Annotated in this window: 9 protein-coding genes; all 9 read left to right on the top strand. The window is 46.5% G+C overall.

The genetic code is table 11. From position 1 onward, the window contains the following. The 9 genes from L9Q39_RS10970 (at window position 1) to tldD (ending at window position 15,140) form a co-directional block, all read left to right on the top strand. Window positions 1-4,221 carry a DUF6701 domain-containing protein gene (locus L9Q39_RS10970; protein WP_237485098.1) on the top strand — a complete coding sequence of 1,407 codons (4,221 nt, stop codon included), beginning with the start codon at window positions 1-3 and terminating at the stop codon, window positions 4,219-4,221. 150 nt (window positions 4,222-4,371) lie between these two features. After that, a complete protein-coding gene (locus L9Q39_RS10965) occupies window positions 4,372-5,415 on the top strand; it encodes a rod shape-determining protein (RefSeq protein WP_237485097.1) in 1,044 nt (347 codons plus the stop codon). 61 nt (window positions 5,416-5,476) lie between these two features. Then, complete coding sequence (gene mreC / locus L9Q39_RS10960) at window positions 5,477-6,340, top strand: rod shape-determining protein MreC (protein ID WP_237485096.1); 864 nt, start codon at window positions 5,477-5,479, stop codon at window positions 6,338-6,340. A gap of 16 nt (window positions 6,341-6,356) precedes the next feature. After that, window positions 6,357-6,845: a rod shape-determining protein MreD gene (mreD, locus tag L9Q39_RS10955; RefSeq protein WP_237485095.1), complete on the top strand. Its 489-nt coding sequence runs from the start codon at window positions 6,357-6,359 to the stop codon at window positions 6,843-6,845. Between the two features lie 31 nt (window positions 6,846-6,876). After that, window positions 6,877-7,464, top strand: a complete 588-nt coding sequence (locus L9Q39_RS10950) for a Maf family protein (protein WP_237485561.1) — start codon at window positions 6,877-6,879, stop codon at window positions 7,462-7,464. A gap of 16 nt (window positions 7,465-7,480) precedes the next feature. Continuing rightward, window positions 7,481-8,950 (top strand): ribonuclease G, encoded by a 1,470-nt coding sequence (rng, locus tag L9Q39_RS10945; protein ID WP_237485094.1) that lies wholly within the window; start codon window positions 7,481-7,483, stop codon window positions 8,948-8,950. A 10-nt stretch (window positions 8,951-8,960) separates the two neighbouring features. Next, window positions 8,961-12,854, top strand: a complete 3,894-nt coding sequence (locus L9Q39_RS10940) for a YhdP family protein (protein ID WP_237485093.1) — start codon at window positions 8,961-8,963, stop codon at window positions 12,852-12,854. A gap of 4 nt (window positions 12,855-12,858) precedes the next feature. Then, window positions 12,859-13,683: a carbon-nitrogen hydrolase family protein gene (locus L9Q39_RS10935; protein WP_237485092.1), complete on the top strand. Its 825-nt coding sequence runs from the start codon at window positions 12,859-12,861 to the stop codon at window positions 13,681-13,683. Between the two features lie 17 nt (window positions 13,684-13,700). Continuing rightward, a complete protein-coding gene (gene tldD, locus L9Q39_RS10930; protein WP_237485091.1) occupies window positions 13,701-15,140 on the top strand; it encodes a metalloprotease TldD in 1,440 nt (479 codons plus the stop codon). The last annotated feature ends 38 nt before the right edge of the window (window positions 15,141-15,178 follow it).

The following is a 15,178-nucleotide window of genomic DNA, read 5'->3' as shown; positions in this document are numbered from 1 at the left end:
ATGAAGTTATTGATTACCCGAGCTATTTTGCTTTTTGCTACCGCCATATCAATAGCAGTACAGGCCAAAGATTATGACTTGAACCAAAGTAATAATGGTCTATGTAGTGGTGGTAGATTGAATGGTAATACATATTACTGTTCAAGCAGTATTAGTTTAAATGCAGGCGATACCATTTCTTATAGCGGCTCTTTAGATGCGATTACGTTAGACGTCAGTGGCAATATTACCTTTGGCGGGGGGAACATCATAGGAGAAGGTAAATCGGTCTCACTGAAGTCGAGTTGGGGCAATATTTCTATTACCGGTGCTCCGAGCCAAGTGTTTGGTAGTATTACTGCCAGTGCGCATATCACGTTGGAAAATATCGAAACCTCCGCCCCGATTACTACAGGTTGGGGAACAATAAAAATCACCGGTAGCAGCAATCCCGGGGGAGTGAATACGGTCATTGGCGATATAACCAGCAACGGTAGCGTTGAGTTGGAAAACATATCACTAACAGGGAAGATTAATACAGGCAGTTATCTTAATGTTTCTGGAGAGAGCAACCGTATCTATGGTGATATTTCCGCAGCAAGCTATATCAGTATATTGGCAACCGAGAATCTAGTTACTGGTGCTGTATCCGCTGGAAGCTGGGTACAACTGAGTAATATCGATGTTCAGGGTAATGTTACCAGTCTCTATGACTACATCACCATTTCTGGAGCAAATAACGCAGTAGCTGGTTATGTTGAAGCCAACAATAATATTACATTAAACAGTATTCAGGTCGCGGGTGCTGTTACCAGTCATACAGGTACTATGACCATTACTGGCGAAAAGAATGATATTGGAGGTGCGATTACCGCTAATAATAACGTGAAACTGTCTAATGTGAAGGTCAGTGGTGATATTTTAAGCAAAAGTACAACCGTGACCATTGATGGCACTGGCAACAGTGTGATCGGCGATATCACCTCCAATAATGGCATTGATTTGAAAGAGATTAAGGTGTGTGGCTCGGTTAAATCTAGCTATAGCACAGTCTCCATCACAGGTACTGACAATGGCATATATTCAACCGGTGATGCTGTCGGTGCCTTTCATAGTATCTCAATTGATAATACTGAGATTTGTGGTCCAGTATCCACTACCTATGGCAATATTAATCAAACTAATTCACAGTTCTATTGTTCTCTAAATGGAGACTGTGATGATGCCGCCAAAGTTTGCCCCGCTAACAATGAGCAAAGTCCTTGTGATGACAGCTCAGTTCTGTCAGAACTGCCCGATATCTGTTCCTACTTCCCAGAGCCTTTAGCAACTAACCGTTATAACAATCAGGGTGAACTTCATAGTAACGCCAAGATAGAAGTGGAGAAAGGAAACGGAGCTGGTAACTGGCTGTTTTTGCCGAATGAGACTCCGTTATCTTTTAAAGACTTTAGCTTGAAAGATGTTGGAGGTTGTAAGCTTTATGATGGGACGGTAATTTCATGTGCCGCAACGGAGCGAATTCTGTTTGATGGCACCCCACCCGAGCCGGAAAGATTCACTGCCACTGGCGATGACATTGTGGTGCCCGATGCAAGCACTGTGACTATCAGTACGCCCGGAAACTACAAATCTCTGTCATTTGGTCGAAATGGTAGCCGATTAATTTTGGAGTCTGGAGAGTATTGGATCGGTGATATTACGATTCATGAAAATGATGCTCATATTATTGTTGATGGTCCAGTGGTGCTTCATTATAACGAGATCTCAATTGGTGCTGATCGTGTGAGTATTAATACCACTTCATTGGATACCAACCCAGTCACCCCTGACGATCTTACCTTGATTGGTCACGGCAACAAGAGCGGTTTAGACTTTGATGGCGGTAATAGCCATGATGTGACGATCAATGCTAACTGGTATGTCTCTCCAGAAGATCATGGTGGCTTTAAGCTAGACAAAGTGGATCGCTTTCAATACACCGGCGCCATGATTGCCGCGCAAGTAGAGTTTAAGGCTAGCAGCACCAGTTGGATTAAAGCCTATCAGCCGCAAGGATGTGGTGATATCCCTGAACCTGAAGGTTATGAGGTGTTTGTCGAGCCAGAAACGTCACTCGCATTAACCTGTGAAACGGTTCCTGTTCGGGTTGAAGTACATAAGGATGAAGATCTAGATCTGACCTATTTTGGTCATGTCACTCTAACGCTCAATAACGGCTCTTCAATGAATAGTATGGCTGACAGTGGTGTGGCAACCTTTAATCTCGACTCTACTCAGGTAACGGAACTCTCGGTTGGTGCTTATATTACGGTTGATGATACCCAATACTCCAGTGCGAGTGAAACCGTGAAGTTTGTGCCTCAGCGTTATCGAGTGTTGCCTGCTACGATCAATATGGTTGCGGGTGGAGAAGCAGATTTTTCGCTCACACCGCTTGAATGTCACGCTAATGGAACCCCCGTCGCTTCCCCTGAGTTTGTCGGCAATCAGGCTGTAGACCTCGGCTCGGTGAGTTACGCTAAACCAACCATTCCCGTTGCACGACAGACAGCGCAAGTGCTTGGCAGCAATCAGCAATACGTGACGACACCTGATTCAAACACAGTGGATTTACAACTCTCTTTTGATTCGACCGAAAGTGACCCTTCTGCATACAGTAAGGTCAAGTATGATGAAGCGGGCAAGATCACGTTTACTGTTTCTTCCACCGTTTGCTCGTCGGAAGAAGACGATGAGGCGTCCTTGGTAGACGAAGATTGCCGAACTTACGATGGTATTGTCACCGTACAAGCTCGCCCGTGGACTATGGCAATTTGTGATAGTAACAATGCGATGGCGAATGGCACCAGTAATACGAATCCAACCACACAAGCCGAGGGCGCTTACCGGGCGGCAGGACAAGAGTTTGACTTGTCGATTAAACCCATAAAATGGCGAGACGGGTTGGATGCTGGCGATCAGACTCATGATACTTTCTGCACCGATGACTCGTTAGTGACCAAAAACTACTTTGCCAAAGATGCTTGGTCCGATAGCGTGACGCTGAGTCATAAGGTGGTGACTCCGAGCGGAGGAAGTGATGGTCAACTCGGTGGCATCATTACACAGGGTAAAACCGATGGTGTTGTCAACAGTGATTATTTCCTTAACTTTGGACAGTTGACTATCAGCGAGGTGGGGAGTTTTACGATTACTGCTGACTCGACAGGTTCCAACTATGGCGACATTGAGAATGGCATTGTTGATGGCGCTCGAACCTTAGGACGCTTTTATCCGGCTTATTTCACCTTAGAGAGCCTTGAGTGGAATGAACCCGCTAATCAGGGCTATGTGAACTATATGGATCAGCCATTTAGTCAGGTCACCGCGACAGCGTACGCTTATTCGGCTTTAGGTAACAAGCTGAGTAATTACCACCTAAGTGGCTTTGAAGGCAATCGAGTGGAGTTCCCGTCACTGAGTGACTCGCAAGGATATGCCTCCCGCATTGAGAATTGGTACAGTGACGACACTTGGGAAGCCGAAGTGAGTGGTGATACAGAGGTCTCAGTTTGGTCCCCTGTGCTGCAAGGTATTGTGTTTGGTCGCAAACCGGATACTGAAGTCAGACGGACGGTTGCCGATGGTCCTTTCAATACCGATTCAGCGACGCTGATAACGAGTCTTGCTCTGGATATCGCGGCGGGTCCACTTGGCGATCCTGTCACCTATGTTTGGGGCAGTGATGAATATTCCAGCGTGCTGAGTCATCAACCTAAAGTACGTTATGGGCGCATGGCGCTCGCGGATGTGGCGGGTAACGTGAGCAACAGTATTAGCGTGCCGTTGAAAGTAGAGTATTTTGACGGCACAGGATTTGTCACCAATAGCGACGATAGTGCGTCAGAGTTTGATGTGGACAAGCTTTGTTTATTGTCAGGTGTCAGTAGCAACGCCCAGTTTACCCTTTCATCGGGTGAAGCTAAGGTGGCAGATGGTGAGAATAATGCCTTACGAGTATCACGTTCAGGCACCAATACGGACATCGAACAAGTGAGATTATTCTTAAGGCAAGGGGATTCGGCGGCCAGTAATCCGCCAGATATCAATTGTTCGGGTAATCACTTTACCCAACCTTGGCTACAGTTTAATTGGCGGGACGAAGGTGATGAAGATCCCTCCACTTTGGTGACTTTTGGCGCTTACCGCGGTAACGACCGAATAATTTTCCGGGGTGAACCGGGGTTAACTGGGCAATAATGAGCCTTAATTTTAGTGTTAAGTAAGGAAACTGTAAGAAAATGAGGCTTTCATGCAATGTTTCTGCTTCAATGCCTTGCTGATATAGCGTTGCGTTGGTACATTTAGTGCAATTTTTGTCTTCTAATTTTTGCAGGACGAGCGAAGAAAATGTTTAAAAAACTGCGTGGCATGTTTTCAAACGACCTATCTATTGATTTAGGTACTGCCAACACACTAATTTATGTAAAAGGACAGGGTATCGTTCTTGACGAACCTTCTGTAGTAGCAATTCGTCAAGACCGTTCAGGCTCAGCTAAAAGCGTCGCGGCTGTCGGTCATGCTGCGAAGCAAATGCTGGGTCGTACTCCGGGCAACATTTCTGCTATTCGTCCAATGAAAGACGGCGTGATTGCTGACTTCTACGTGACTGAAAAAATGCTTCAGCACTTCATCAAACAAGTTCACGATAACAGCGTGCTTAAACCAAGCCCACGCGTGTTGGTTTGTGTGCCTTGTGGTTCGACTCAAGTGGAGCGCCGAGCGATCAAAGAGTCTGCGCAGGGTGCCGGTGCGCGCGAAGTGTATCTCATCGATGAGCCGATGGCGGCAGCGATTGGTGCTGGTCTTCGTGTCTCTGAGCCAACCGGCTCTATGGTGGTTGATATTGGTGGTGGTACTACTGAAGTTGCGGTGATCTCGCTAAATGGCGTGGTGTATTCCTCTTCGGTTCGTGTCGGCGGTGACCGTTTTGACGAAGCGATCATTAACTATGTTCGTCGTAACTACGGCAGCTTGATCGGTGAAGCAACGGCTGAAAAAATCAAGCATGAGATCGGTTCGGCTTATCCAGGTGATACCGTTGAAGAGATCGAAGTGCGTGGTCGTAACCTAGCGGAAGGTGTCCCTCGTAGCTTTAGTCTAAACTCAAACGAGATCTTAGAAGCGCTACAAGAGCCACTAACGGGTATTGTTTCAGCGGTAATGGTTGCACTTGAACAGTGTCCACCAGAACTGGCTTCTGATATCTCAGAAAACGGCATGGTACTCACTGGTGGTGGCGCACTACTGCGTGATCTTGACCGTCTACTTACGGAAGAAACAGGGATCCCTGTTGTTATCGCTGAAGAACCACTGACTTGTGTTGCTCGTGGTGGCGGTAAAGCATTAGAAATGATCGACATGCACGGCGGTGATCTTTTCACTGAAGAATAATGGTTTCACTCTGGTTTTGGTGTGGCACTAAAACTGGAGTCCACATCAGGATTATCACTACATGAAACCAATATTTGGTCGAGGCCCTTCACTACAACTTAGGTTGTTTCTTGCTGTGACACTATCAGCCGGCCTTATGCTGGCTGATAGTCGTTTAGGCACGTTTTCGCAATTTCGTTATCTGCTCAACAGTGCGGTAGCGCCGATTCAGTATGCTGCCAATCTTCCTCGTTCAATGTTTGATGGTGTTTATGAACGGATAAACTCACGTCAAGAACTGTTTGTGCAAAATACCAATCTTAAACGCGAAGTGTTGCGCCTTAAAAGTGACCTGATTCTATTTGATCAATATCGTGAAGAGAATCAACGCTTACGTGAGCTTCTTGGGTCCTCTTTTATCCGTGATGAGAAAAAGATGGTCACTGAGGTAATGGCCGTCGATACCTCTCCTTATCGCCATCAGGTAGTGATTGATAAAGGTAAGATTGACGGTGTCTATGAAGGACAACCGGTGATCAATGAGAAAGGGATTGTTGGTCAGATCACCTTTGTTGGCGCTCATAATAGTCGAGTGATGCTGTTAACCGATTCAAACAGCGCGATTCCGGTACAAGTGATTCGTAATGACATTCGCGTCATTGCCTCTGGTAATGGCACTATCGATGAAATCCAATTGGAGCACATTCCGACCAGCACCGATATCCAAACCGATGACCTGCTGGTGACATCGGGCCTAGGTGGTATTTACCCTGAGGGATATCCTGTTGCTTACGTCAACGTCGTTGAACGAGACAACCGCCGAGAGTTTGCCAATATTGAGGCGAGACCTGTGGTGGATTTTGATCGATTACGCTATCTGCTACTGATCTGGCCTAGTGATGATAAGCCAGACCAAGAAGTGGACAGTGTCTTGAATGCGGAATAAAGGGTGATAGCCAACAATGAGTAGTCGTGTTTTTAGAAGTCATCTGGTTATTGCCATTACTTTGGTCATTGCACTGGTATTGCAAACCATCCCATGGCCTGGTGTATTGGACTTTGTTCGCCCGTCTTGGTTATTTCTGGTGCTTGGCTATTGGGTATTAGCCCTGCCGCATCGCGTCAATGTCGGAGCGGCTTTGATCGTTGGCTTGATTTGGGACATCCTAATCGGCTCAACCTTAGGCATACGTGGCATGATGATGTCGATCATCATCTATATTGTCGCGTTAAACTTCTTAGTGTTAAGAAATATGGCACTTTGGCAGCAGGCAACCATCATTGCGCTGCTCTCTGTCGTGCTTGAAGTGTTGATATTTTTGGGCGAATACCTAATCAACGATGTCACTTTTAATCCGATGTCACTGTGGAGTGGGTTAGTTAACTGTATACTTTGGCCTTGGATGTTCTTGTTATTGCGTCGAGTGAGAAGGTTGTGGCATGTCAGGTGACATTGTTTCAGGTGATATTGTTTCAGATGACATGATGCGGGAAAAAACCGTGTCTTCAAATATTGTACTGGCGTCTTCATCTCCAAGGCGTCGTGAACTGCTGACTCAACTGGGATACTCATTTACTTCTCTTAGCCCTGATATTGAAGAGCGGCAAGAAGTTGGAGAATCCCCACAACAATATGTCACTCGACTTTCTCAGCAGAAAGCTCAAGAAGGTCACCGTATGGCGGGCAAGCCTTGTATTGTGATTGGCTCGGATACGGTGGTCGTGCAAGATAAACAAGCACTAGAAAAACCGGCAAATCTTGAACAGTCTAAAGCGATGCTGCAGTCACTGTCGGGACGTCAACATCAAGTATTGACGGCGGTGACTGTGACGTCAGGAATAAAGCAAGCCTCGGTAGTGGTGACTACGGAGGTGTGGTTCAAAACACTGAGTGACCAAGAAATAGAACAATATTGGCTTAGTGGTGAACCGAAAGATAAAGCTGGCAGCTATGGTATCCAAGGATTGGGTGGACGCTTCGTCACTCGAATTGAAGGCAGTTATTATGCTGTCGTTGGGCTACCTCTCTATGAAACTGACCAGCTGTTGCAACAGTTTATAAATAATTAATCATTGAGGTTAGCTCATGAGTGCAGAGCTGTTAATTAACGTAACTCCGACCGAAACTCGGGTTGCTATGATCGAAGGCGGAATTCTTCAAGAAGTTCATATCGAACGTGAAGCAAAGCGCGGGATTGTTGGCAACATCTACAAGGGTAAGGTCAGCCGCGTATTGCCAGGAATGCAAGCGGCATTTGTCGATATCGGCTTAGATAAAGCCGCCTTTCTCCATGCTTCTGATATTGTCCCTCATACCGAATGTGTCTCTGAAAATGAGAAACAGCAGTTTCAAGTCCGAGATATTTCGGAACTGGTGCGTCAAGGACAAGACATCGTGGTGCAAGTGGTCAAAGATCCACTTGGCACTAAAGGCGCGAGATTAACCACCGATATTACCCTGCCATCTCGCTACTTGGTATTTATGCCCGGAGCCAGTCACGTTGGGGTATCGCAGCGTATTGAAAGCGAAGGTGAGCGCAACCGTCTTAAACGCGTGGTCAGTAAGTATTGCGATGAAGATGGTGGTTTTATTATCCGTACGGCGGCTGAAGGTGCAAAAGAGCAAGAACTTGAGCAAGATGCCGCCTTTCTAAAACGCCTATGGCTAAAGATTAATGAGCGTCGAGCTAAATACAAAACCCGTTCGACCCTATACGGTGAACTAGGATTAGCTCATCGTATTTTACGTGATTTTGTCGGTACAGAAATTACCCGAATCCAGATCGATTCAAGATTGATTTTTGAGAGCCTTAAAGAGTTTACTAGCGAATTTGTGCCTGAGTTGGAGTGTTTGCTGGAACTCTACGAGGGTGACAAGCCGATTTTCGATATGTTTGATACAGAGAATGAGATCCAGCGTTCTCTCGAGCGTAAGGTTAATTTGAAATCCGGTGGTTATCTGATTATTGACCAAACCGAAGCCATGACCACGGTCGATATTAATACCGGCGCTTTCGTCGGTCGTAGAAATCTTGAAGAGACAATCTTCAATACCAATGTCGAGGCGACCCAAGCGATTGCCAGACAACTGCGACTGCGTAACCTTGGCGGCATCATCATTATCGACTTTATTGATATGGGTTTGGATGAGCACAGACAGCGAGTACTCTCCTCGTTAGACGCTGCGTTATCAAAAGATAGAGTAAAAACTAATATCAATGGTTTTACTCAACTAGGCTTAGTTGAGATGACTCGCAAGCGCACCCGAGAAAGTATTGAACATGTACTATGTAGCGGCTGTCCTACTTGTGAAGGTCGCGGTTCGGTGAAAACGGTTGAAACCGTTTGCTATGAAATTCTACGTGAGATCACGCGTGTGAATCGCGCTTACGACGTAGATAATTTTGTGGTGTATGCTTCACCTGCCGTTGCAGAGGCGTTAGAGGGGGAGGAATCTCATGCCCTTGCTGAACTGGAATTGTTTATTGGTAAGCAAGTTCGCATACAAGCGGAGCCTCTCTATATCCAAGAGCAATTTGATGTCGTTATGATGTAATGAGTATTTTGTGAGTTCTGGCGTAAACCAAGTTATTCGATTTTTTCTATGGATAGTTCTGACTGTGCTGCTGTTGCTGGCAGGCACAGTCACAGCATTGCGAGTCGGTTTACCTCAGCTAAATCGTATTCAGCCCCATATTGAGAGCTGGATCTCTCAGGGGACAGGCATTGAAGTCTCCATTGAGGATGTCAAAGGTTTTTGGCGCAATACTCATCCTTCTGTTTCTCTGCAAGGGGTCAAAGTCACTTTACCTGATAATGTGGATATTCAGTTTCAGGTTGATAACCTTGAGCTGGAATTCGATCTGGTTGAAACCATTCGCCAAGGACAGCCTGTTCTCGCTGATATGGTGATGAACAACATGCTGCTTGATGTGCATCAGATTGATTTAACGGGTAACCCACAAGCTCAATCAGAGACAGGTTCTCAGTCTCAGCATCGAGCCAAAAATTTCATAAAAAAGCTGGATAATCTGTTGTTATCACAGCTAGATCGCTTTTCGATTGCTCAGTCTAAAATTATCTACAAGCCCATCTCAGGCGAATCAGCAAGAACGCTCGATATTCAAAGTCTGCAGTGGCGAAATGAGGGGCGTCGCCACTTAGCGGAAGGTTCCATCTCAATCGCTGATGTCAACCTCAATGAGTTAGAGGTACAAGCTGATTTTATTGATAAAGGCTCTCTGACTGACGTGACCGGTGAATTTTATGTCGCAGTAGAACAGTTGTCAGTTGATACCTGGATCCCAGAAGAGTATAAGCACTCGACTGGCATTGAGGGGGGCGAGGTCACGTTAAAAAGCTGGATAACACTAGAAAATAGCTTACCGACAGAAGCCTACCTTGAACTCAATTCCTCTGTTATGGATTGGCATCATCAAGACCTGCAACATGAGCTTTTTGTTGAATCGGCGGTTCTGCATTTAAGTCCTTTGACGCAAGGCTGGCAGATTGACGCGCACGACATCCGAGCCCGAACCAATGATAGTGACTGGCCGATATTTGATGCAGCGCTTGAATGGCAAAACCTGGAACAGTGGCAACTCAACGTGTCACAACTCGATATCGGCACATTACGTCCGCTCGCGACGTTAGGCAGCGACGATGCATTCGCGGATTGGTTAAACACCTTAGCGTTATCCGGACGAGTGAACGATTTGCGTATGTCAGCCACGCAGGGGCTAGAATCATTGCGCTACTCGGCGCAACTTGACCAGATGTCAATGAAACAGTGGCAACTGTTGCCTGGTTTCTCAAGCGTGGCAGGTAAAGTGCGAGGAAGCTTAGATAGCGCGAGCGCAACCCTATCTGTAATTGACGATAAATTCCCTTACGGTGAGGTGTTTCAAGCCCCACTCAACATCAAACAAGGCTTAGTTGATATCCACTGGCAAAATTGGGGCGAGCAAGGCTGGTCTATTTGGTCAGATAAGGTCACCGCTGCCACCCCCGATTTACAAGTGCTGGGCGCTTTTAGATTGGACTTTCCGGTTAATGAGAGTCCATTTTTGTCTTTTTATGGTGAAGCGGATCTCTACAATGCTGGGGAAACTTGGCGATACTTGCCAACACTGGCGTTGGGTCGCGACTTAACTGACTACCTGTCGACGGCAATACAAGCGGGCAAGGTCAATACCGCCAAACTATTGTGGTATGGGCGCTTGGGAGACTTCCCTTATCGAGACAACAACGGCATGTTTCAGGCTTGGGTTGGGCTAAAACAGGCTAAGTTTAGTTTTGACACCAACTGGCCACCTTTGACCGAGTTGCAGCTCGATCTTTTGTTCCAGAATGAATCAATGTACCTCGACTCCAAAGCCGCGACCTTGATGAAGGTAAAAGGACGTCGTGTAACGGGACGTATTCCTAAACTCAGTGGCGATGGGCATTTAGAGATTGAAGCACTGGCGACCGGTAAGGGTGATGCGGTTCGTGACTATATGACCGCGACACCCCTCGTTGACTCTGTGGGTGCCGCGCTGACCGCGATTCAGGTATCCGGCAATGTGGATGCGGACTTTCAGCTGTATATTCCGTTCTCTGACGATCCTAATCCATCGCGAGCTTGGGGATATGCCACACTTAAGAATAACCATGTCGAGATAGAAACGCCGCCAATGGCGCTGGAAAAAGTCTCGGGGCGCATCGAGTTTGATAACGACATAGTACAAGCCAATGGGTTGTCAGCGAGTCTATTAAATCAACCGATCAATCTGGATTTTAAAGGGCAGAATGCCAACAAAGGCTATTCAGTCGCAATAGACACGATAGGGGATTGGGAAGTCTTGCCTCTTGAACCTTATATTGGTGAACGTTTTGTCGGCAAGTTGAAAGGGCGTTCACCTTGGCACCTCAATATTGATTTGCAGCTTAACGATGTCGGATTTACCTATCAGCTCGATCTGGAAGCCAACATTGCCACGATTGTCAGTGACTACCCAGCACCGCTTAACAAAAGCTACGGAGATGCTGGAAAAGCGAGATTGCAAGCCTCAGGAAATCAGCAGAGCATCTCAGCTCGCTTGCAGTTGCCGTCAATGAAGTATCAGACCGAAATTGATATCTCAAAATCGACCCCTGTGCTTAAAGCGACCAATTTGGTGTTGGGGGATGGCGGTTTTAAGATCAGTCCTATTGTTGGACACCACTTTCAAGTTCGTTCCAAAGAGTTCAATGCTGACCAGTGGGCGTCGGTATTCGATCGACCGAAAGGTGCAAGGGAAGCGGTGTTGGATACTATGAATACACCAACCTTGCCGATGCCACAACGAATCAACATCGAAGCAGATGAGTTGACTCTTGGTGGTGTGCATTGGAACGATGTTAACTTTAACGGTCGTTATCGTCGTGATGGTTGGCTGTTCGAACTTGATAGCCAAGAGGCGAAAGGCGAGGCGAGTTACAGCGATCAACACCAACTCCATGTGGCGCTAGAGCGTCTGCATATCTTTATTCCGGGTTGGGAAGATAAGCAAGAGTCGCAAGAGAGCCTATTGCAGCAGAGCCAGTCCAAAGAGTTAGTCGTCAGTGAGTTTGATCGCAAGCTGTTTGCCAATATGCCGGATACCCAATTAGATATCGAGAGTTTATGGTTCCAAGGTTATAAAGTGGGCTCTGTGGATATGGATGTAGTCCGTCAGGGCAAGCAACTTGTATGGAATAAATTTGATATTGTCAGTGGTAGCAACCAAATTAAAGCTAAGGGCAGTTGGTTACTCACCGACGATACCAGTAAAAGTGAAGTGGAGTTAAAAGTCAAAGGCGATAACAACAGCGACTTGATGGAACGATTTGGTATTTCTTCGGGAATACAGAAAGCCACTTTTGAAATAAACAGCAGCGCCAAATGGGATGGTGCGCCATGGTCAATGAAAGTCGATACCATAAATGGTGAAATTGATACTAAGCTAGGGAAAGGGATCATTTCTGATGTGAGTGGTGCGGCGAGGTTACTGGGTTTGTTTAGTATCGACTCCATCATACGAAAAATGCAGCTCGATTTTACCGATATCTTTGACAAGGGGATGGCATTTAAGTCGATCACGGGAACGGGCAAAATTCAAAATGGTGTGTTCGTCACTAACGATATTGAGATGGATGCGACCGCAGGTGACATGAAAATTATCGGATTGGCAGACTTAAACACTCGAACTGTTGATGCCCAAGTTAACTTTAGACCGGATCTTACCTCAGGAATACCGGTGCTGAGTGCCTTTGCGGTTGCACCGCAAACGGCGTTAGTGATTCTTGCCGTGACAACGGTGATTTCCCCCGTTGTTGAGGTGGTCACTCAAGTTAATTATGAGGTAAAAGGTCCTCTTGATTCCCCAACGGTGAAAGAAATATCTCGGACTAAAGGTGAGTACAAACTGCCCGCAAATATTGGAAAGGACAACAAATAAGAATATGGCATCAATCGAATTCGGCATTATCCAGATGACCTCCGGACCCGTTCCAGAGCATAACTTGGCTTTTATTGAACAGCAGGTCAAAGCGTTGGCTGAAAAGGGAGTGAAATGGATCTTAACTCCCGAGAATGCAGTGGTGTTTGGTAATAAATATGATTATCATCAATTTGCTGAGTATTTTGCCGATGGAGCAATGCAGTTCTCACTGGCTAATATCGCCAAGCAGTACCGAGTTAACTTGATATTGGGTAGCTTCCCAGTCCGTCGCTCTGATACGGAAGTGACCACCACCACGTTAGTGTTTGATGAGAACGGTCATTGTGATTATCAGTATGACAAACTGCATATGTTTGATGTGGACGTTGCGGATGATCATAAGCGCTATCGAGAATCCGAAACCTTTACTGCGGGCAATTCGATCTCTTTGATCCCGACAGACTTTGGTGCCATTGGTTTATCTATTTGCTACGACTTAAGATTCCCGCATCTTTACACCACACTGCGCGCTCATGGAGCCAATGTCATTGTGGTGCCCGCTGCGTTTACTGCAATGACGGGAAAAGCGCACTGGGAAGTCTTGCTGCGTGCCAGAGCCATTGAGAACCAATGTTGGATAGTAGCGGCAAACCAAACAGGGACTCATCCCTGCGGCAGAGAAACATGGGGGCACTCTATGATTATTTCTCCATGGGGAGAAGTGCATGCGAGTTTAGATACCAAGCCAGGGCATCTCGCTGCCCAACTGAATTTTAATGTGGTTGATGAACTTAGGCACAACATGCCAGTCGCCAAGCATATCCGATTTGAACAGAATTTAAGATAATATAAGAGCAACCATATATGGAACGCATAGAAGACGCACTGTTGGGACCGACAGGATTATCAGAAAACGATATTGAAGCTACGTTGGCCAGTATTGCCACTCGTCAAATTGACTATGCAGATATCTATTTCCAATCTAGCTGGCATGAGTCGCTCGTGCTGGAAGATAGCATCATCAAAGATGGCTCGTTTAATATTGACCGAGGTGTTGGTGTTCGCGCCATTACAGGTGAAAAAACCGGTTTTGCCTACTCTGATGAGATCTCACTTGATGGTCTAAAACGCAGCGCTCACGCCGCCCGCGGTATTGCTCAACAGGGTCAAAATATTCAAGTTAAGGCGCTGAGCCGTCAAGATAACCAAGTCTATTATTCGGCACTTAACCCGTTAGAAAGCTGGGAAAAACAACAAAAAACGGAATTGCTGAAACAGCTTGATGCCTATATCCGCACCAAAGAGCCTCTAGTCAAAGAAGTGTCGATTAGCTTAAGCGGCGTGTATGAGCAGATGTTGGTCGCCGCCTCTGACGGCACCTTTGCTGGCGATGTCCGTCCTTTGGTACGACTGTCAATCAGTGTTCTTGCACAAAAAGGAGACCGTCGTGAGCGTGGTAGTGCGGGTGGCGGTGGTCGTTATGGCTACGATTTCTTCCTAACCGATGAAGAAGGTCAAAAGGTGGCGTATCACTATGCGGATGAAGCGATTCGTCAAGCGTTAGTCAACCTTGAAGCCATTGATGCTCCTGCGGGTGCAATGCCGGTCGTTTTAGGCTCAGGTTGGCCGGGCGTGCTGCTGCACGAGGCGGTAGGGCATGGTCTTGAGGGCGACTTTAACCGTAAAGAATCTTCCGTGTTCTCTGGCAAGATTGGCGATAAGGTCACTTCTAGCCTTTGTAGCATCGTCGATGATGGCACGTTAAAGGACTTGCGTGGTTCGTTGAATGTGGATGATGAAGGTGTTCATGGTCAATACAATATGCTGATTGAAAACGGTGTATTGAAAGGTTATATGCAGGACAAACTGAACGCTCGCCTGATGGGCGTTAATCCAACTGGTAATGCGCGTCGTGAATCCTATGCTCATCTGCCAATGCCACGAATGACCAATACTTATATGCTGCCGGGAGAACATACGCCGGAAGAGATCATCTCTACCGTTAAGAAAGGGCTTTATGCGCCTAACTTTGGTGGTGGTCAGGTGGATATTACTTCAGGTAAGTTTGTATTCTCTGCCTCAGAAGCGTATTTAATTGAAGATGGTAAGATCACCGCACCAGTGAAAGGGGCCACGTTAATTGGCTCTGGCATTGAAGCGATGCAGCAAATCTCGATGGTAGGTAACGATTTAAGTATCGACCGTGGGGTTGGCGTGTGTGGTAAAGCCGGTCAAAGTGTTCCTGTTGGTGTCGGTCAGCCAAGCCTTAAGTTGGATTCTTTGACGGTGGGCGGTACGGATTAATTTGATCTGGTTGCCACTCGTCAAATGTTGAATAAAGC

Origin of the sequence: Vibrio hippocampi (genome assembly GCF_921292975.1) — a bacterium.
GTDB lineage: Bacteria > Pseudomonadota > Gammaproteobacteria > Enterobacterales > Vibrionaceae > Vibrio > Vibrio hippocampi.
Note: the sequence above shows the minus strand (reverse complement) of the source record. Positions and strands in the feature narration are given on the sequence as shown.